Origin of the sequence: Vibrio pomeroyi, assembly GCF_024347595.1 — a bacterium.
GTDB classification, from domain to species: domain Bacteria; phylum Pseudomonadota; class Gammaproteobacteria; order Enterobacterales; family Vibrionaceae; genus Vibrio; species Vibrio pomeroyi.
On record NZ_AP025507.1, the window covers coordinates 653286 to 673874 of the forward strand.

The following is a 20589-nucleotide window of genomic DNA, read 5'->3' on the forward strand; positions in this document are numbered from 1 at the left end:
GCTTAAATAAAACTAATCGGTAGCTATACCCCTGAAAAATAAAAAGGCCATCTTAGAGATGGCTTTTTAATCACTAGCCTAATAATCAGCTCGGTAAACACAACCATCAATCTGAATGGAAATTACCGAAGATTGAGCGTCACTTTGACAGTGGTTCAAACGTTTATTACGGATTCATCAACTATAAGAGATTAATTCCAAAATGTTTTGCCAGCGTATTTACGACACCAAAACAGACAATCGATATAAGACAACTGAGCAATAACGTCGCCCAAAAGGAATATTTGCTCAGTAAATAGGGAAACAGCAGGAACATTGGAAGTGTTGGCACCACAAACCAGAACGTATAGAAGGCATGGTTTGATAGTTTGTCGGAACCTTGGCCTTCGATATACATCCATATCAACGCGAGAATGGTGACTGTTGGTAAGGCTGCGACCAAAGCCCCGAGCTTGTCGTTACGCTTGGCGACTTCAGAGATAAGAACAACAATTGCAGCCGTCGTTAAATACTTGAAAACAATCCACCACATGTTGCGCTCCAAGCACAAATTAAAAGTTTAGCTGACTGAGCTTAAGTCGTGATAAGAATTAGGTTATCCAAAGCGTTATTAACCAGTGAGATAGGAGAATAAATGACGCTAGAAAATAATCCTTGGCTCCATAGTCGTTAGTATGTCTAATACCCCGTCAGCTCCATATACCCCGTGCCTGAGTGTGTTCCTTCAATTGAGATAGGCCCTTCCCAATAGGGAACCGATAGGGGCATTTTTGCTTTGGGATTGAGTGCCGAGACTGTCAGCTCTATTTGCTGGCTTGGAATTGAAACCTGCCACTCTGTTGGGTAATCGCGTCCGTCGATTTCTGTTTGCTTGACGGCGGTTAAGGTGATGTCTTGTTGTGAAATGGCAATGCCAGAACCATCTTGCTTCATTAACCTTGCGCTAGCATAGCTGGCTTCACCTGTTGTTGAATTTCGTAGTTGGAACACGACTAAGCTAGTGTAATCATTGAGCCTGAGTGCAAACCAATCCCAGCCTTGTTGTGAGTCGAGTAAGAACTGCGAGCTCCACTCCCTATCTATCCAGCCTTTTCCAGAAACCTGATGGGTCACGCCATCAATCGTCACGTTACCCGATACATCGATAAATGGTTGGCTGTAGTAATAGGAAGCCACTTTTCCGTCGCTACTTTTGGTGCTGTAGCCTTGTTCACCCTGTTTTTGATAGGGAGTGTCGCTGGTGAGTGTCAACGAGTAGCCAAACTGTTCTGAGTTTGCGTTCAACGTGGCAGGGAATAGGTCATTGCTTGATGAGTTCCACTGCCAGTCATCAAGATAGACTCGAAATGGTGAAGCATCAACTCCCGCCAATTCTGCTTGATCGCGCGACCATTTTTCATCGGCATAATGTTTGTCTTCGGTGGTGACAGCACTATGCGCCATATAGATCTGTTGGCTTTGCCATACGGTTAGCTTGCTTTGTTCGGCGTTATCTTCTCGAGCTGCGGCAAAGCGGAATTGTGTCCATTGCACACCCAGTTCATTGCCATCTTCATCGATGAGGTTGGCGGTTAAATACCACCATTCATGGCGAAAGCTCGGGTGCGCTTGGTGGTCTGAAGGGAAATTGATGTCTACGCCTTTGACTACGGGAGTGAATTGATCATTTTGCTCATTGTTACCTCCAAGTATTGAACCCATGTTTTGAGCTGATTTTGGATCGCCTTTTTCACAACCCCATAGAGAAAGTAGGCTAAGTGAGAGAACAGACAGTTTGATTAGCTTACTCTTCATATCAATGTTCATCACAACACCTCACTTTGCAAGCTAGACACCACTGGTTTACTGACCAAACGCCAGAGGGGGATGAGTGTCGCAATCACAGCCACAATAATCGTGATGAAGGAAATGCTGAGCGCATCGCTCCAATTCCACTGGTAGTTTAAGCTCCAACCGAAGGCGCGTAGGGTAACGATGTCTGTTAGTACGTATCCCACCATAGCGCCAAGTGGGATGGCGATAACCAGAGTAAAAGCCACAAGCACACCGATTTGCCCGAGCACCATCGCCATCAGCTTTTTGCGGCTCACGCCTAGTGCATACAGCCTTGCGATAGCGGCCTTGCGCGCATCGAGCAACATGAAGCACGCACAGAACAAGCCAATCACCGCGACCATCAATGTGACGCCATTCAGTGCTCGAGTGATGGCGAAGGTTTGTGAAAAGATATCTAAAGCGAGGGATTTGATCTGTGCTTGGTCGTAGAGTTGGCTTGGGTGCAAATTCAGTTGTTGGCGTAACTGTTCGTATACCTGTTGCTGGTCGCCAGAGACTTTAATACCTAGGCTGGTGGGCAAATCCGTAAAGCCGCTTTCAAGCCACAAACTAGGGGCAAGTAACACTTCGCCATTGGGTGAGCCGTAATCATGGAAAACAGCGCCAACCACCAGTGATTTGTCAGGGATAGAGTCTAGCTTAAATTCGCTATTCAGTGATAAGCCAAGCTTCACCGCGGTAGGTTCACTGATCGCCACGAGTTCACCGCGGTAGAAGCGCTCCCAAAAGTTATCCAGCTGCGATTGGAACACCAGGGTTTGCTCTAATGTATCTTTGTCTTTAGTGCCAAGTAACGTGGGCAGGCCCTGCAAGTTATCATCAACATAGTATTGCTTATAAACGGTTTCAACGTTCTCAAACTGCTCCAATGCGCGCTCGACATTAGCGATTTCGCCTTGAGCGGGGCTAACGTAAATGTCGGCATGCAATCGCTGTTCTAGCCACTGCTTTAGAGTGGACTCAAAGCTACCAACTAAGGTATTCATTCCCATGTTGGCGGTAACCGCAAGAAGCAGCGCCATCATGGCAAGGGAGAGGGGAGATATCAGCTCTCGCAGTTCAGCAAACAGGTACTGCATCAACCCCGATTGGGTTCTCTGTTCACTCCAATTTGCTAACACGCTGAGCGTTTTGGGCAGATATAAAGGAATCGACACCACTAATACACCAAGCCACGCCATCGTGAAGCGATGATGTTCACTGAGCCACAAGCCTACCAATGCGATAACAGTTAGCGCTAAACCAATGACAAACAGTTGGTTTTCGTTCGAGTTTTCTGGCGCTTGGTAAAAACCACCATGAGAAGAGAGCGGCTGTCGAACGCGTTGCTTAAAGTGCTGCCAGCACGCAACAAGCGTAGCGGCTAACGTAAGCAATAAGGCTTGTGCTAACCATGACCACTGCCATGTACCGGGCAGAAGTGTTGCGCCGTATAGTTGTTCCAGCGTTATCGCCACGGTGGGATGGAGCCAGTGGCTTAATTGAATACCCAAAATGAAACCGAGTGAAGCTCCTAGGGTTACCAGAACGGTAAGTTCTATGAGCAAAGCAGAAAATACGATGCTTGGTGCTACACCGGCTTGCTGAATTTGAACTAATAGTCGATTACGTTTCAGTAAGCTGTATTTCACGCCGTTATAAGCGATGAACAAACCAACCAAAAACGCCAGTAGGCTCATGGCTGTGAGGTTGAGATGAAAGCTGTCGGTAATAGATCCGAGATCGGTACTCTGGTTATTGGTGATCCATTGCCCTTGCTCTGCTATGAGATCCTGCCATTTGTCTTGCGCATGGTTCTCGGCATCAAAAACGGCAATGTAGCTCAGTTGACCTTGCTTGTTCAGTAGTTGTTGGGCGAAGCCTATATCCATCAACATTCGGCTGCCCAGTTGCCATTCATTGGGCAGCACCACAACTTTTGTGACGACTTCATCGAGAATGAGTGTTTCTACTTTGCCCAAGCTTTGGTGTTGCGACTGGCTCATCATCACTATGGGCTTGCCCGCCAGTAGTTGAGGTAGGGGAAGGGCATTATCGAACAGGGATATATTTTGTTGGTTCTGATTTGTTTGTTCGTTCTCTTCGGAGTAGCGAGTTCTTGAGGTGAGAGCAGAGATTAGCTCACTACCTTGTACCGACCAACGACGACCTTGTTCGTCTCTCACTCGCCCTTCAATCACAGGCAGTATCGCGCTTAATCCGTTTTGTCTTAGCTTGAAGTAGAGCGATTCTGGCAAATAGTTTTGCCCCGCTGGTGGGATAATAAGGTTTCTTGCTTGAGCGCTAAGTTGCTCGGTGGATTCTGCATAGCTGCGTTTGGCATTAAGGTTGATGGCTTGCACGGCGACAAACAGGGTGACCGCCAATACGATACCAATCAAGATCGCTGCAGCTTGCAAAGGGGATTGGCGATAATGCGCAGCGAATAGGTTCAGCGTAAGTTTTGTGTGAGCGATTTTGAGACAATTTGATTCGGGTGTCCGCTTAGCTTTCAACATAAGAAATGTCACTCGCTTGCTTTTTGTTTAAATCGGCTCGCTTCAGCTTTCCATCATCTAACACCAGTTGTGTCTGCATAAAATTGGCACATTCGGGGCTGTGTGTAACCAGTAATACGGCGGTGTTGCCTTGTGTGGTGATTTTGTTCAGTAGCCTCATGACTTCTAAACCAGCTTTGTGGTCAAGGTTGCCTGTGGGTTCATCGGCAAGCAGCAGTTTTGGTTTATGAGCTAGCGCGCGAGCTATGGCTACTCGTTGTTGCTGTCCACCAGAGAGCGCTGATACATGCCTATCCAGTAGTTCACTTATGCCTAACGCTTCTACCAAGTAATCACACCAGTCGCCCCATTTTTGTTGATTCAAATGCAACGGGAACGCGATGTTTTGTTTCACGTTGAGTGGGGTTAATAAGTTGAACTGCTGAAAGATAACGCCCAGTTTTTGATGGCGGAAGCGGCTCCACTGTGGGTCTTTCCAAGCGGATGTATTTTCACCATCGAGCCATAACTCGCCACTTGAGAGCGGTTCAAAACCCGTAATGAGATTGAGTAGAGTGCTTTTCCCGCTGCCACTTGCTCCTGTCAAAGCCACACTAGCGCCTGTCGCCAAAGTGAAGTCGACACTATCCAACACGCTATGGGTGTCTTTGCCGTCAACAAAGCTTTTACTGGCCTGTTTCAGCGTGACAACTGGGTTTTCCATTTCCTCTCCTTGTATCCAACAATGACTATCAAACTGTAGACAACAATTTCAAATAATAGAGCGATTTATATCGAATTATTAATAACTTGTACTTTGATAAGAGAGAAATAGATCAGTGAGAGGTGGAATTCGGACTCTCGTTGGGACTTTGAATTATCACATTGCCTTGGGTTATTTATTAGACGGTTTTTTACGGCATCTAAGGGTAGCCAATTCCAACGCTTGGTATCTGATGAAGATTATTTTGTGTGAGGATAAGGCGAGTGAAAGCTGTATCCCTAACATATTTTTCCCATAGCTTGTTAGTGTTTTTAATACTCAGGTAGAGTGACATATTGAAAATCTCAATCTTTCATTCAACAATAAAGGTGACATTACATGTATGTAATGTCACCTATAAGGTATTGAGTTGTGAAACGAAGAGGTTTGCCAAAAAGTGTGTATTACTTAGATACGACCGTCCATTTCATTAGAACTGGCTCTGCTTCCTCACACTGAATCAGTTCAAGTGGACGTTTTACCCAAGGACCGGCTTCTTGAGTTTCTGATGTCACAGCCAAACAGTAACTAGAATCCGCTTTCAATCGAATAGTCTGATCATTTTCGCTATAAACAAAACCTTGGTGTTTTGCATCGCTGCACTCTAGTAACGCGAGTTCGCTCTTTCCTTTAGCTAAAAGACCTTGCATACACAACCCTTCAAACGCATAAGATTGAATCTTATTTGTTTCATTGTCGTATTCAAATCTCACATCATGACCAGAATAGTTACGAGGAGAACCTTCGGGCGCTTTGGGCTTACAGGTGTGGGTCTGCATTAATTCGGATTGACCAGGGCCGTAGGTATCAATACAAAATCCATAACCGTTTGGCTCATCTAAATTATCACTTAATACAATGTATGGAGGCTCTGTCGGCACATTCGGCTCTGCTGCAAAGAGAAATGAAGGGGCAGCAACTAAGCTAGATGCCACAATGACTTTGGCTACATTTTTCAGTTTCATATCTATTTCATCCTTTAATAAATTTCGGTGTTGTAACTAAAACGGCTTACTGGTTAAAACTTTCGGTGAACTCTACAATTCGAGCTGCATTGACTCCTTTATCACTGCGACCGATTCGAGACACACTACGAATGTCGACACGGCTCTCGCTGTTTATCGGTGTGACTTTAACGACCACATCGTCTATAAAGCCAAAGAAAGTTGTTTGAGCTGTCGCTTCAAAGCGTAATGCTTCAGGAAATCTTGCAACAATTTCCCAACCTTTGTTCTGCGCAACATCCAGAGCTTTTTCGTATGCATCTTCAGCAGAGAGGCTAGACGGAATTGGCTTAATGTATGGGTGCAACTTCCTCTGTACTGCTGCAACTTCCTCCCCTGCATAAATCAGAGAGTTTTTGGCACCGGCACGCGTATCATCCAGCACCAAAAATTTAGGTGGGTTTGTGGTATCGGTTGTAATGTCATGAATTGCAGGTCCACGTTTCACAGGGTGAATCATGCCATGGATCATTGGCGCGGTGAGGCTAAGCCCTATGAATGCTGCAACTAGAGATTTGATAGCCCCAGTTCGATTACGAGTAACACATTGGTAGATGAGCCCGAGAGTACTTAACGCGAGCAAAGAGAGGCCGATGGGGTTGAGATAATTTCGAATGTAGCCAAAGCCAATTATGGGATCCCACAAGCCCAAACGCGCCCCAAAGATCATCACGGCAACCGCTAGCACAGCGGAAAAAGCGATGATTAGTAATAATGTTCCAATACGAGAGGTACGGCTGTTCGTCATTTTCTATCCTTTGAAAGTGTTCAGCGAGTAATGATGAGCAACTCCTAGGCTCATCATCTCCTCATTTTGTTAGTACTCAGTTTGGCTGTTCGGCTTTGTTCGCTATTTCTGCTTTGTCATCTGATTTGAACAATTTGCAGATCAAGACAAAAAATAGCGGAGCGAAGTAGATTACCAATAATGTCGCACCCATCATGCCGCCCAGAACAGACGTACCAATCGCGTTACGAGCATTAGCACCAGCTCCCGTACTTAGTACCAATGGCAACACGCCGAGTCCAAACGCCAGTGATGTCATGATTATCGGGCGCAGACGCATTTCACAGGCTTGTACCGTTGCATCAATAATGTTGACGCCTTTTTCATAAAGCTCTTTTGCAAACTCAACAATCAGAATTGCGTTTTTGGCGGTTAAACCAATAGTAGTTAAAACGCCCACTTGGAAGTAAACATCGTTCTCTAGCCCTCGCAACATGATCGCAGCCAGTGCGCCGAGTATCCCTAATGGAACCACCAGAATAATCGCAATTGGAATGCTCCAGCTTTCATACAAAGCGGCTAAGCAGAGGAAAACCATCAAGATGGAGATCGCGTACAGAATTGGCGCTTGGTTGCCAGCTTCGATCTCTTGATAGGACATTCCCGTCCAGCTCACCTGTACATCGTTTGAAATCTCTGCGGCTAATCTATCGATTTCATCCATCGCTTCACCAGTACTGTAACCAGAAGCTGCTTCACCGACGATTTCTACTGCAGGGTTGCCGTTATAACGTTGTAACTGTGGTGAGCCTTGACCCCAGTGATAAGTACTGAAAGCTGAGATTGGCACCATCTCACCGTTGTTGTTACGCACAAACCATAAGTTCAGGTCTTCTGGTGTCATGCGATATTCAGCATCGGCTTGAATGTAAACCTTCTTAGAGCGACCACGATCGATGAAGTCATTCACGTATGACGATGCCCAAGCAATCGATAATGACTGGTTTATGTCATCAATTTCTAGACCTAGAACTTTCGCTTTTTCATAGTCGACATCAAGGAATAGTTGCGCGGTATCCTCAAGGCCGTTTGGTCGTGTACTTTGCAATAATGGACTTTGAGCCGCCGCCGCCAGTAACTGGTTTCTGAACTCAATCAGTTTGTCATGGCCAACAGCCCCCACGTCTTCTAGGTAGAAGTTAAAACCCGTTGAAGTACCAAGTTCTCGAATTGCTGGGCTACTAAAAGCAAAGATCTGTGCATGTTTGTAATTTGAAAACTCACCCATGACACGGCCGATAATGGAATCCACATCGGTTCCGGGTTCTGTCCTTTCTGACCAATCTTTCATGCCAATGAATGCCATCGCTGCATTTTGCCCAGAGCCTGAAAAGTTGAATCCAGACACGGTAAACACGTGGTCGACAGTATGTGATTCGTTCTCTTCAAAATAATCTTTGATATCCAACATCACTTCTTGTGTTTTTTGTAATGTGGTCCCTGTTGGTGTGGTGACCATCACCATGAAGTCACCTTGGTCTTCATTTGGCAAAAATGAACTTGGTAGCACGTTGTATAGGTAAGCCGTGCCGGCAAAAAGCATTAGATAAACAAAAACGAAGCGCAGTGGACGTTGTAAAGCGTGTTTAACTGAACCTCGGTATTGGCTGGAGAGCTTGTCGAACCCTCGGTTAAACAGTGCAAAAAATTTATTGCTCGATGTTTTATCGACAGGCTTTAGAAGCGTTGCGCACAATACGGGAGTCAGAATCAATGCCACAACAACAGATAACACCATTGCTGAAACAATCGTCAAAGAGAATTGTTGGTAGATAACGCCCGTTGACCCTGACATGAAGGCCATAGGAATAAATACAACCGACAACACCATCGTAATACCGATTAAGGCACTGGTAATTTGTCCCATTGATTTTTTGGTTGCTTCAAGAGGAGATAGGTTCTCTTCATGCATTAAACGTTCAACGTTTTCCACAACAACAATGGCGTCATCAACCAGAAGGCCGATAGCCAAGACTAAACCAAACATGGTTAAAGTATTTATCGAGAATCCAAGCATTGCCATGACACCAAAAGTACCAAGAAGTACGACGGGCACGGCGATTGTTGGAATCAAGGTTGCTCGTAAGTTTTGCAAAAACAGCAACATGACGAGAAAGACAAGCCCAACCGCTTCAAAAAGGGTTTTGACCACTTCACTGATGGATAAACGGATAAATAAGTTATTGTCGGTGGTTTTAACCAGTTCTAGTCCATCCGGAAAACCTTTTGAAAGTTGTTCAAGTTTTGCATCAACCGCATTTTGTGTGTCTAACGAGTTCGCGCCGGTAGCAAGGGTGATCGCAATACCAGAAGAGTCCTTACCCATGTAAGCAGGAATAGATGAAGATTCTTCACTGGCTAACTCGACACGTGCGACGTCTTTGAGCTTAATTTGAGAGCCGTCACTGTCGACTTTGATTAAGATATCTTCAAACTCTTCCACGCTGGTTAGTAGGCTTTGCGCCGTGATACTGGCATTAATTAACTGAGAATCAACGGCTGGCGTTCCGCCTAGTTGTCCAACGGTCACTTGGCTGTTTTGAACCGATACTGCATTCGAAACATCAACAGGCGTCAGGCTATAGCTGTTCAATTTTGCAGGGTCTAACCAGATACGCATCGCATAAGATGGGCCGAAAATAGTCACTTCGCCCACACCGTTCACACGGCTTAAGATGTCCTTAATGTTTGAGTTAGCGTAATCTTGAATATCTCCCGCACTCATGCTGCCGTCAGGAGAATATAAGTTGGTTACCGACATAAAACCTGACGTACTCTTGGTGACAGAAGTACCTTGATTTTGTACCGCTGTCGGCAGGCGATTACTCACTTGCTGTAAGCTGTTCTGCACTTGTACCTGAGCGATATCGGGGTCGGTGTCTGCGCTAAACGTCAAGGTAACACTCGCACTACCAGAAGAGTCACTTTTAGACGCCATGTATAACAAGTTATCTAACCCTGTCATGCCTTGTTCGATGACCTGAGTAACGCTGTCTTCAATTGTTTTTGCTGAAGCGCCAGGGTAAGACGTTGAAATGGTCACGGCTGGCGGTGCAATTGTTGGGTATTGTGCGACTGGCAAAGAGACGATAGCCGCAATGCCTGAAAGCATAATGACAATGGAAATCACCCAAGCAAAGATTGGTCTGTTGATAAAAAAGTTCGATAAGGACATGGTTTATTCCTCGCTCGCCAAAGCAGGAACAGCGCTGTCTATACTGCTATCGACAACAACCGCAAGATCATTTTTCATGTTGATAATATTAGTGATGACGATTTGCTCACCGCTAGATAGTCCTTCTTTAACCACCCAACCGTTGCCGACCTCATTGCCGAGTACCACTGATTTTTTTACTGTCTTGTTGTCTTCGGTGACCACAAAAACGGAAGGCTCACCAGACTGGCTTCTTACCACAGCTGATTGCGGAACAACAAGATAGCCTCGTGCTTCTGGCATTGAAATATGGGCGCGAACGTACATACCTGCGAGTAAAGTATTGTCAGGGTTTGGAATAATGGCGCGCAGCGTTACCGTACCTGTTGAGTCCGAAACCAGCGTATCGGAAAATTCTAAATGGCCTGCTTCGTCATACGCACTGCCGTCTTCTAACGTGATGGTTACTGGAATCTCCGCATCTTTGTCGGTGAAGGTCGCAAACTCTTTTTTGATTTTGGTAATCGCTAACGAAGATTGCTGCATATCCACGTAAACATTCGCGGTTTGCACAATTGTCGTCAGGTAAGAAGACTGTTCAGAGGTCAACAAAGAACCTTCCGATACCAAAGAGAGGCCTGCTTGACCTGAGATAGGTGCTTTGATTTTGGTGTAAGACAGTTCAATATTGGCATAATCCAATTCCGCTTGGCGGATCGCGACTTCAGCTTGAGCTTCTTTGTAAAGCGCATCGGCATCATCAAAATCTTGCTGACTGGTCAGTTTTTTTCTTAATAGTTCTTTATAACGAAGTGCCGTTTTTCGAGCGGTATCTTCGCTCGTGAGTGCTTTCGCTAATTGGGCTTGTGCGCTATTAACGTTGGATTGATAAGTGGTTGGGTCAATTTCATAAAGTACTTCATCGGCTTCTACCTGAGAACCCTCTTTGTATAGACGGCTTTTGAGAATACCCGTTACCTGAGGTCTCACTTCTGCTTGTTTAAACGCAGCAATTCGCCCTGGCAACTCGGTCGTTAAACGCAGTGTTGTTGGGGTCAAGTCTAAAACATCAACATGAATAGGACCTGGAGCAGGTCGTTGTTCCATAGCTTGTTCGCCACAGCCCAATAATAAAGAACTAGAGAGAAGCAGGCCCAAAGGCAATCTTAACGCGTGGGGTAGAGACATAATGAAACCTTATCCTAGAAGCATAATTACAAACATAAAAAAAGAATAGCAGCTACATGGTTAAGGCAGGGTTAAGGCTCAGGTTTTTGTTTTGATAAATTATGAGGTCTTTGGAAAAGGATGAAGGCTCTTCCCCAACAACTTAGGCAGCGTGCGTATTTACTATTGATTACAAAGAAAAGGAACAAGTTAAGATGATTAGTTCTCCGGTTGTGTTAGTTCTTACCTTGTGTTGTTTGTTTTATTGATTTAGTACCCCGTCAGCTCCATATATCCAGTACCTGAGTGTGTTCCTTCAATCACAATAGGACCTTCCCAATAGGGAACTGATAGGGGCGGTTACGAGCTTTTTGATTTACTCGGGCGATCAAAGAGCGGCAAGCTCGATTTTATTTTGGACGATGGGAGGCTTAGGGCTTGCTCGTTGGAATAACTTAATTTTTGCCTTAATTGGCGTGTTGTGTCTTATTGTTTTAGTGATTAAACGTTATCGCGAACTCGACACTTTGTTAGTGAGTGAACAGACCACAAGCTCATTAGGGATCAATGTTCACCGCCTGCAAAGTGAGATTTTTCTTTGTTGTGCGTTTTGCACTGCATCGATTGTTTCAATGACGGGCGTGGTGGGCTTTATTGGCTTGATGGTGCCTCATCTTGTTCGACCGTTTTCAGGTGTGACTCACAAGCGAGCTATTCCTTTGAGCGCCTTGTGGGGATCGGTTCTCTTATTGTTTGAGGATTTAGTCAGTCGAACCATATTAGCGCCACAAGAATTGCCTGTTGGGATTGTGACAGCGGCGCTAGGTGGGTTGTTTGTCTTATATCTTGTTTGGCGCAAGTAGCTTGTTTATTGAATCAGGGAAACTCATCAAAAATGGAGCTTAGGAACGGCTCCAAGCTCCAATCAGTTGGGCACTTTCGATCTCTATTCTTGGGGTTGAAAGTGCCTTCTTAGATCCATGCAAAGCTAAACCGGAAGCAAGATGATCTTGCGATCTTGCTTCTGCTGCCTCTTTTGGGCTTGTGATGGTGTGTAGCTGCCACTCTGAGAGGCAACGATGAGACATTAGCAACCACAGATGTGTAAGTTGGCAACTCCTTTCCGCAGGAGGGTTGGCATATTGCTTTTCATCAGCTTTCTTCAGTGTGCTCTCGGTTTGAGCTTTGTATTCTAACTGTATTGCTCTTTGAAGAGCGTCATTCCCATTCTTGCACTGTTGCAATTTTAATTCGTATTTGGAGGTATTAATCATTCCAATGGCCGTCGTTAAAATTGATTTGGGTGGGTTGTTGTTTAAAGCATCGGCTCGCAACGTTAAGTTAGAATTGGAAAGCGAACATCATCATGAAAAAACTTATTGCCTTCACATTGATTTTATTGGGTGCAGCGTTCGGTGCTAATGCCAGTACCTATGAAGAGCTCAGTTGGGATGACCTTATTCCAGAAAGTGAAAAGACGATGCAATATAACTTCGGAGGCGAAGCTTCCGCTAAGCAATCTCTAGTTAGACATGCAATTCGCCCTGAGTTGAATCAGAGAAAAATTAGGATTGCCGGATATTTTGTTCCATTAGAATCTGATGGTGAAACGATCTCGCAGCTCCTACTCGTTCCCTATGCGGGTGCGTGCATTCATGTGCCACCGCCACCAGAAAATCAAATCATTTATGTGCAATTCAAAGAGCCAATGCCTATAGAAAAATTCCAAAGCGTCATTTATGTGAGTGGGACCATCAAGGCAGAGGTTACGGTTAACGAGTTAGCAAATAGAGTGGGATATTCTTTGGAAGGCTTGGAAGTTGAGCCATACGAATAACCTCGTAATGTTCGCAGGGAGTGTGTCAACTATTGTGAAGCTAGAGGTTTATTACAGACCTGATAGAAAAAAACCTGCTTCGGCAGGTTTCTTTGTTTGGATTACTCTCCTTTGGAAGAGCAAGTCTCTGGCATTTGAGTTTCCTCTAAATTGAAGAGTGAGTCGTATCCTAGGTATTTTCAATACAAGGGGGGGTAATTACGATTACGAATTCCCCCATGACTTCCAAGATTGCCTCGGTTATTTCAGCGTCGCTATTTTTAAAGTTGCACTCGATAAGTTGGCTATCATTGATCGCATTAAGCTTGGAGTCATGCTCGATCACAACGATTGAGTATTTGGTTGTAGCGTGCTCGCTAGAAACCATGACTTCGTAGATGCGATTCCCGTCTTCATCCGTGTCAATTGGTATAGTCATACCTGATACGTAAACTTTCGCTCCAAGGAAGAAAGGTTCGTGTTCTATCAAGATTTCACGCAGCGGTAGTTGATGAATTTGTTCAATTCTTTTGCGTTGCTTGTAGCTGAAATTTCATTCTTTTTATTCTTGCACTCAAGCAATAATCAAAACGACTTCGAGCCATTTATCTAAACCTGCACACAAAATAAACTCTCTCCCTAAATCGACTATCGAATAAAGCGTTAATCAAGGATCGCGTTGAAAGACCACCGACGGCTGCGGCTAGGCGGGGTTCATTCATCCTTGATTTAACCTTCAGACACCTATGAATTGCTTGAGATTGAATCTAATAAAACTTCGTTCTTATTCCTTGTGTCATCAGTAATTAACAGTAAGAAAAATAATGAAAAAATTAGTCACTATATCATTGACACTATTGATGGTTGGATGCAGTTCTCCTGACTCTCCGGCTGATCGTGAACAAGCTCGCCAAAAGGTAAACAAAGTTTCAAATGAGGTCGTTAACAGGATCAGCGAGCACTATGTTGAGGTTCCGGAACAGATGGAATATGCCTACGGGTACGCGACTGTGCGAATGTCTGAGGTTCAACTTCCTATATTAGGTAAGTCATCAGGGATTGGATCCATATACAACAATACTGATGGTACTGTTACGTATATTGACGTCGATAAATATGACTTAGGTGCGGGGCTTGCGCTGCATCAATATGATGGCATTGCCATATTTGATACTGAGGAACAGTTGGAAGCCTATAAAGAGGGTAACTGGCATTTATCCTTTGCAGCAAATGCTAACCTTGGTGGCAGTGGTGGAAGATCAAAAGCCACTATTTTAGATGGTGACCTTGATGTTCCAGTATATCTACTCGATTATTCTGGTGCTTCTGCGGGGACAAGTGCACAAGTTATGTCTACGTCCATCAACTATGACCTGACTGAGACTGGCTTGGGTGATCGTCAGACTGCAAACAAAGAAGTTGAAAAGACAACAACTGCCAAGAATTGGAATCGTGCTCTTCCATTTTATGCACAAAACGTTATTGATAAAGGCTATTCATTGCCTAAGCCTTTCGGGGTCAGTGTCGTTTATACAGATACTTACCAGTATATGGACATCACAGGTTTAAATGTAGGTATCAACGGTTCCAAAAAGTACCCAATTGATTTTGTATCCTTTCACAACAGCAGTAATGACACTCAATCTCCCCAATTAAAATTGGACGCTTGGTTGTTCCCTTTTATGAATGTGTTTGGGTCGGTTGGGAAAATAAGTGGTACAGCTGATCTTGGTATTCAATTTAGTGGTGACGATCTTGTTGGGCAACTTGGAACAGACTGTAGTGGAAGGCTTAAGCCCTTTGTATGTCGTTTAAGGGGTAAAGATCCACTTTATAACGTCACTGCTGACCTGAGAGGCACCAACTATACGGTCGGAACTATTCTAGCAACTGGGTGGCATGATTATTTCTTTACTGTACCGATGTCGGCGACCTACGCAGATATGCGTAAAAATGATGCTGAAGGCTTAATTGTTAATATTACTCCTCGTATTGGTAAAGTATTTCCTGTTAAAGGATCCCAATCTATTGCGCTATATACTGGTGCAACATATATCGATAGTACTTTAACGCTAACGGGAACTTATACCTATGAAGGTGTTGGGATAGATTACAACGTAAAGCAAAGTAATGTCGATAAATGGTCCGGTTTGGTTGGTGCTAATTATACGTTCAATAAGGATTGGTCTGTATCTGCTGAATATGGGTGGGTAAGCGATCGTAAACACCAATTCGTATCTACATTAAATCGAAGATTTTAAAGCTGTTCTAGATTAGTCTCTGTTTAATTTTAGCGTTAATAGTCTGGATGGATAATATCTAATATAAATTGTTAGTTTGAGAAATTACAATGAAAAAAATTAAATCAATCATAGTTATGCTCTTACCAATGGTGTTAGTAGCATGTTCAAGTACACACTCGATAGATAAAAGAGTCACTGAAGATAACTATGAGAGTGCTTCTATTATTAGCACCCCTAAAACTAATAGTATTTATGATGAGCCATATCGCTTCTTTGGTGATGAAACACCTAAGTACCTACGGGAAGTAAGAGATAACCCTAAGCTTAGTGAAATTGTAAACCAAGATAATATTCCGCGTATAGTGGGCGACCAATTTAGCGTGTTAGTCCTCTCTGGTGGTGGAGAACGAGGCTCTTACGGTGCTGGAATTATTAATGGACTATATGACAGTGGAAAGTTACCAGAATTTTCTATGGTGACCGGCGTTAGTACCGGAGCGTTAACCGCACCTTTTGTATTTGTTGGCGGGGAATATATTCATGAATTAAAAACGGCAATGCTTGCTTTAAATGACCAAGATCTTTTGGACAAGAGAAGCGCTCTATGGCCTCTATACAGTACATCAATGGTTGAAGGGAAAAAGTTCTATCAATTCATAGAGAAAACTTACGATGATAAATTAATTGAAGCCATTGCTCGTGAATACCGAAAGGGTAAACGACTCCAAATCGGAACAACTCACTTTGATTCTGGTCGACAAATGGTTTGGAACATTGGCCGCATTGCGGACAGCGACATACCTAATAAAATTGAAATTATTCATAAAGTACTAATGGCAAGCTCATCTATTCCAGGGTTCTTTCCTCCGCAATATTTTACTGTTTATTCTAATGGACATGAATATGAAGAAATGCACGTTGATGGTGGGTTATCTCATCAATTATTTTTTAACTCTTATGACTTTGATTTGAAAGAAATATCAGAACTTTATGGAATAACAAAAAAACCTAATATCTATATTATACGAAATGGGTATTTAAAGAACAACTTTGAAAAAGTAGAAGATAATGTATTTTCTCTAAGTGAGAGAAGTGTTAATAATTTGATATTCTCTCAAACTAGAGGCGATTTGTACAAAGAGGTTTATGTGACAAATAAAGCCCAAGCCAATACGTATCTTAGTTATATAGAAGAAGACTTCGACGTCGAACCAAGTGAGGATTTATTTTTTGACCAAGAGTATATGAACAAACTTTACGAATATGGATATGAAAAGGCACAGAATGGAACGTTATGGTCGGCCTCTTTGATAGATGGGCATCAAATAAAGCTAAGAGATAAAAATCTAAACGATGAATAATGTGTTAATTATTTAAATAAATAGAGTGATATACCATGAATAAAAATAAGATAATTATACTAATGTCATTGTCTCTATTTTCGACATTCAGTTCTGCAAACTTAATTGTGGATACTAAAGGTGTCAATATGGAGCAATACAACATAGATCTACTGGAATGCCAGCAATTATCAACCCAAGTTCAAGAAGAGCAAACTAAGGGAGTTGGTCGCTCTGTCGTAGGTACCGCTGCAAGGGGAGCAGCTCTCGGTGCGGCAGGTACGGCTATTGCTGGTGGGCATGGCAGTGATGGAGCAAAAGTAGGGGCAGGTGTTGGTGTTGTTGGAGGGTTACTGCATCATAGACACGCAGCTGCTTACAATCAAGCCCAGCACGAAGAGGGTGTCAATAATGTGCAGAGGCAGTGCATGGTCGGCCGAGGATATAAAGTCTTGAACTAGGATGCTCCTTTTAGAGACTTAAAGTCATATTTCTATTCGTCTACCAATAACCTATTCATTAACTGTGCGGCTTTGCTTATTTTCTAAGGAGTAGAGCTCCCACAGTTGCATAACCATAACCACAGATCTCCTTCAAATACGTTCTAGATTTTTGCCTCAATGCAATAGTCAAAGCTAAACCGAGAGGTTTATTGCTATTCGCTCAATAAATATACTCTTCCGACCAAAACGAAAATCCAACAGACAAAGCAGTCTCAAGATTTCAGGCACACATCCATCGGATGGATCCAATACCATATTTGACAATATCGGAGACATCCTCGTGTTATTAAAGCGAAACGCAGCACTCTTATTGGTTTTAATTCTTTTCAGTTACCATAACTTTGTTTTTGCTCAGGTGGCGTCAACACCACTAAGAACTTATGCTACTTCTCCTTATCAATCGACTTCTCTATCTACCCAATTAAGAAGTGCATTTAGTGTCGATACCACCGAGGTTTTCATTACTTCATCTATAGCGAGTGTCTGGGCTCAAAGTAATGACTTCCAACTCGATTATTATCAAAATCAAGTTTTTAGTGGTTTTCAAGTCCCAATAAACAACAAGGTTTCTGCAGAAATCATGCTGCAGTATTCTTGGGCTGGCAATAATCATCTTGACTCATTAGTCGCAGGCTTTCACAACACTTTTGGTATAGCGCAAAATGGGCGTGATGAAGTGGATGATGATCAGTTCAATATTGGTTCATCTTATGGCTCTGCTATAGAGGACTTTGAGGGTGAGACTATGGCAAAAGCTTTGCATTCTTACTTGTCTTATCAATTCTTTGAAACGAGTGCACATGCGTTATCCGTAGGAGGCTCTCTTTACTATAACCATGTGGGTGACTCTGAGTTTTCAAATATAAGCTTTGAGCAAGGTCTGCAGTTAAACTATTCCTACCATTCAGGTGTTCACACGGGTTTTAGCACCTTAGGTGCAACGCACAGAAAAAATGATCTTGCTTTGGGTTCTATACCCGTAAGTAATACCACGATGTCATTTGCGGCTGGTTATTCGCTTCAGTTTCTCAAACAATATGAAATGATCGTTGAATACCACCATTATCAAGGAGTGTTGGATGATAATAGTGCGTTCTCCGAGCCTTCAAAGGAATTTGTACTGGGTTTGAGAGGAACATTTGAGGGGGTAGCCGTAGAAATATCGACCACTGAGAATATGGGAAATAAAGATAATTCAACGGATATTAACTTTACCGTAGGACTGAGATTTTTCTTGTAAATAACATATGCTCAACAGGAAGCTAGCGTTTCATCATGGGTGATCGACCGGTATTTTCTTTATGTTCAGTGAGCTAATGTGATGTGTCACGTCACCTCTGGGCGGAGAGTCTGCCAGGTAGAATGCTAAATCAAAGCTTGTCTCTGTAAGATATAATGGGCTTTCAGTGAAGATAATCTCAATACTTTATCTCTGGATGTATTTAGCAAAACTCAGTGAGAGGTTCGGTGAGCTGTATTGCCCCAAATGATGCTGAAGCAGCAACGCATCATTTCCTTACCACGCTTGCTTTCGAGCAATACTTTTCATCAATCACCTATGCATTTTCAAACAGAGACTTAACTTGTTTATAAAACGCCATGCCATCGAAAGTCAGATTGAACTGCCTAGTCGTTCTTTGAATCAATTGGACAGACATAATGTGCTCCAACTGCCCCCCACGATTCGTTTACATCGGAAGCAAGATTATCTTGCCATTTAACCGCGTACTTTTCGATTCGATGAGATCAATCGCGGTTTGAACTTCATCGAATGGCAGATAGCGGTCAACGTCGAGTTTTATGTCGTTTGTGATGAAGTGATCTAGCATAGTTGTGAACTTATCACAGCGAACATCTTTCCCCTCAGCCTCTTCCCAATAACGTAAGAAGAAAGTACTGAAATCGATAGCTTGGTTTTTTGCGTGCTTGAAGAATCGCGGTTCATAAAAATCGAGCGAAAGCGTGCCATAGTTGATAAAGCGGCCTTGATTACCCAGAGTATGGATAAGATCCGTTCCCGGTGAACCGCCAATCGCATCGAAGGCCACAGTTGGTTGAGGCAAACCGAGTCGCTGAATTTGTGCAACCAAATCACTGTTGGCATCCAGCACATAACATGAAGTCGTTTGAGTGCGCTCAGGTTGTGACGTCACGGTAATGATTTGAAACCCAAGTGATTCCGACAACTGAGAGAAAATCTTGCCAATGGCCGAACTGCCAGCATTGATGATCAACACATCTTCTTTGGTCAACTTCGCCACTTCTGTCGTCAGCACCCACGCGGTGAGCGCATTAATATATAACTGACAGGCGTAGCCATTATCTAGGTGTTGAGGAATGTGGAAGAGGTTGTCTGGTGACACATCGACATAGTTCTGCCATGTACCACTTGTAGCTACAAGCACTCGCTGGTTTAGAGGAAACTCAGAATGGCCAGACTCCACAACCCTTCCGACCGCTTCAAACCCCGGAACTCTCGGTGGCTGGTGGCTGTGTTTGTATTGCCCCACACCGTAAATCGACAATAGATCACTAGGGTTGATGTTGGTCGCTTCAATTCGTACTCGCACCTTATCTTTATCAATTGCGCCTAAAGCGACATGTTCTAGCTTGAGAGACTCTTTCGGCTGCCCGAAACGGAACTGGCTAATTCGGGTATTTTGCTTAGTGTCAGTCATGGTTCGGGCACCTTTGTGGTTTATGAGTACTGCATCGACTTTAAGTGTAGCGTGTTCATAAACAGTCTTGGATCGGTAATATTGCTTAGCATCGCTGGTGTTGGTAAGCAGTCGTCATCAACGTAGTCGACATAGTCTGCCGCCGAGTCAAAGATCAAAATATCCAATGCTAAACGATCCAGCCCGTATCGACCTCGGTGGATCATATCCGCAGAAAAGACTAATAAGTCGCCCGCCTCTAACGGTATCTGTTTACCGCCAGAGATGTTATCGCTGCTTACCTTTCCATTTACTTCTTGGCGAACGTTGTATTCTTCTTCGTTGTCCCAGCGTTTGTGTGTTCCGGGGATAAGCTCCATTCCGGGCTCATCAAAGATCGGTACACGCAGGTGCAATACTTGGGTTTCCATGATGACTTTCATTTGGTCATCAATGTCGTAGTCGTATTGACAGTCGCGATGCCAGAAGTCTTTTTGTTGTGGGTTTACAGGGTTGAAGAACAGTTGCGTGTTCATGAATGCAGGCTTGTTCGGTATGACCGCATCGACCACTTCCATGACTTTTTTTGAGCTGATGAAGTCAAACAGTACGGTTCTATCGTTGGCGGGTAGATACTCGCTGCCTGTAATCAAAGATGAGTTAAATGCCTCTTCTTGATAGAACTCTTCGTTGTCTGCTTTCCATGATTCATGGAATTTGAGCACGACTTCTCTAAGCGATGCTATCTGAGCTTCATCGAAATAATTTCTGATAACAAAGTAACCATGCTCGTCGTATTGGCTACTTAATTGTTGGCTGTTTTCTACCACTGACTACCTTCG

Annotated in this window: 17 protein-coding genes and 2 pseudogenes; 6 read left to right on the forward strand and 13 right to left on the reverse strand. The window is 43.6% G+C overall.

Features of this window, described 5'->3' with window-relative positions; genetic code table 11:
- Nucleotides 1-181: 181 nt before the first annotated feature.
- The 9 genes and pseudogenes from OCV12_RS19050 to OCV12_RS24980 form a co-directional block, all read right to left on the reverse strand.
- The gene (locus OCV12_RS19050) at nt 182-532 is read right to left on the reverse strand and encodes a DUF3147 family protein (protein ID WP_261886908.1); all 351 of its coding nucleotides are present in this window, start codon (nt 530-532) and stop codon (nt 182-184) included.
- A 146-nt stretch (nt 533-678) separates the two neighbouring features.
- Nucleotides 679-1806 carry a lipocalin-like domain-containing protein gene (locus tag OCV12_RS19055; protein WP_390904570.1) on the reverse strand — a complete coding sequence of 376 codons (1128 nt, stop codon included), beginning with the start codon at nt 1804-1806 and terminating at the stop codon, nt 679-681.
- Nucleotides 1806-4334 (reverse strand): ABC transporter permease, encoded by a 2529-nt coding sequence (locus OCV12_RS19060; protein ID WP_261886909.1) that lies wholly within the window; start codon nt 4332-4334, stop codon nt 1806-1808. The genes OCV12_RS19055 and OCV12_RS19060 overlap by 1 nt, the downstream gene beginning before the upstream one ends.
- A complete protein-coding gene (locus OCV12_RS19065; RefSeq protein ID WP_261886910.1) occupies nt 4321-5037 on the reverse strand; it encodes an ABC transporter ATP-binding protein in 717 nt (238 codons plus the stop codon). Before OCV12_RS19065 ends, OCV12_RS19060 begins: the two co-directional genes overlap by 14 nt.
- 443 nt (nt 5038-5480) lie before the next feature.
- The gene (locus OCV12_RS19070) at nt 5481-6041 is read right to left on the reverse strand and encodes a ricin-type beta-trefoil lectin domain protein (RefSeq protein ID WP_017633198.1); all 561 of its coding nucleotides are present in this window, start codon (nt 6039-6041) and stop codon (nt 5481-5483) included.
- Between the two features lie 46 nt (nt 6042-6087).
- Nucleotides 6088-6828: a DUF1499 domain-containing protein gene (locus OCV12_RS19075; protein WP_261886911.1), complete on the reverse strand. Its 741-nt coding sequence runs from the start codon at nt 6826-6828 to the stop codon at nt 6088-6090.
- 76 nt (nt 6829-6904) lie between these two features.
- Nucleotides 6905-10042: an efflux RND transporter permease subunit gene (locus tag OCV12_RS19080; protein ID WP_261886912.1), complete on the reverse strand. Its 3138-nt coding sequence runs from the start codon at nt 10040-10042 to the stop codon at nt 6905-6907.
- A gap of 3 nt (nt 10043-10045) precedes the next feature.
- Nucleotides 10046-11209 carry an efflux RND transporter periplasmic adaptor subunit gene (locus tag OCV12_RS19085; RefSeq protein WP_261886913.1) on the reverse strand — a complete coding sequence of 388 codons (1164 nt, stop codon included), beginning with the start codon at nt 11207-11209 and terminating at the stop codon, nt 10046-10048.
- A gap of 249 nt (nt 11210-11458) precedes the next feature.
- Nucleotides 11459-11545: pseudogene (locus OCV12_RS24980) on the reverse strand (lipocalin family protein); the annotation flags it as partial.
- Here OCV12_RS24980 and OCV12_RS19095 point away from each other — a divergent pair.
- A pseudogene (locus OCV12_RS19095) lies at nt 11536-12051 on the forward strand (FecCD family ABC transporter permease); the annotation flags it as partial. The pseudogenes OCV12_RS24980 and OCV12_RS19095 overlap by 10 nt on opposite strands.
- Before the next feature lie 39 nt (nt 12052-12090).
- Here the strand turns inward: OCV12_RS19095 and OCV12_RS19100 are convergent.
- Nucleotides 12091-12462 (reverse strand): hypothetical protein, encoded by a 372-nt coding sequence (locus tag OCV12_RS19100; RefSeq protein ID WP_261886914.1) that lies wholly within the window; start codon nt 12460-12462, stop codon nt 12091-12093.
- Between the two features lie 92 nt (nt 12463-12554).
- Here OCV12_RS19100 and OCV12_RS19105 point away from each other — a divergent pair, with 92 nt between their 5' ends.
- Complete coding sequence (locus OCV12_RS19105) at nt 12555-13025, forward strand: DUF3299 domain-containing protein (protein ID WP_239847393.1); 471 nt, start codon at nt 12555-12557, stop codon at nt 13023-13025.
- 169 nt (nt 13026-13194) lie between these two features.
- On the opposite strand, the gene OCV12_RS19110 is transcribed toward OCV12_RS19105, so the two are convergent.
- Complete coding sequence (locus tag OCV12_RS19110) at nt 13195-13443, reverse strand: hypothetical protein (RefSeq protein ID WP_261886915.1); 249 nt, start codon at nt 13441-13443, stop codon at nt 13195-13197.
- 385 nt (nt 13444-13828) lie between these two features.
- On the opposite strand from OCV12_RS19110, the gene OCV12_RS19115 reads away from it, so the two are divergent.
- The 4 genes from OCV12_RS19115 to OCV12_RS19130 all read left to right on the forward strand — a co-directional run bounded on the left by OCV12_RS19115 (nt 13829) and on the right by OCV12_RS19130 (nt 18330).
- Nucleotides 13829-15265, forward strand: a complete 1437-nt coding sequence (locus tag OCV12_RS19115) for a hypothetical protein (RefSeq protein ID WP_176679300.1) — start codon at nt 13829-13831, stop codon at nt 15263-15265.
- 89 nt (nt 15266-15354) lie between these two features.
- Nucleotides 15355-16608 (forward strand): patatin-like phospholipase family protein, encoded by a 1254-nt coding sequence (locus OCV12_RS19120; protein ID WP_239847391.1) that lies wholly within the window; start codon nt 15355-15357, stop codon nt 16606-16608.
- A gap of 128 nt (nt 16609-16736) precedes the next feature.
- Nucleotides 16737-17048 carry a glycine zipper family protein gene (locus OCV12_RS19125; protein ID WP_261886916.1) on the forward strand — a complete coding sequence of 104 codons (312 nt, stop codon included), beginning with the start codon at nt 16737-16739 and terminating at the stop codon, nt 17046-17048.
- Between the two features lie 322 nt (nt 17049-17370).
- Nucleotides 17371-18330, forward strand: a complete 960-nt coding sequence (locus OCV12_RS19130; protein WP_261886917.1) for a DUF3187 family protein — start codon at nt 17371-17373, stop codon at nt 18328-18330.
- Between the two features lie 448 nt (nt 18331-18778).
- On the opposite strand, the gene OCV12_RS19135 is transcribed toward OCV12_RS19130, so the two are convergent.
- The gene (locus OCV12_RS19135; RefSeq protein WP_261886918.1) at nt 18779-19768 is read right to left on the reverse strand and encodes a zinc-dependent alcohol dehydrogenase family protein; all 990 of its coding nucleotides are present in this window, start codon (nt 19766-19768) and stop codon (nt 18779-18781) included.
- A 20-nt stretch (nt 19769-19788) separates the two neighbouring features.
- The gene (locus OCV12_RS19140) at nt 19789-20577 is read right to left on the reverse strand and encodes a phytanoyl-CoA dioxygenase family protein (RefSeq protein WP_239847387.1); all 789 of its coding nucleotides are present in this window, start codon (nt 20575-20577) and stop codon (nt 19789-19791) included.
- Between the last annotated feature and the right edge of the window lie 12 nt (nt 20578-20589).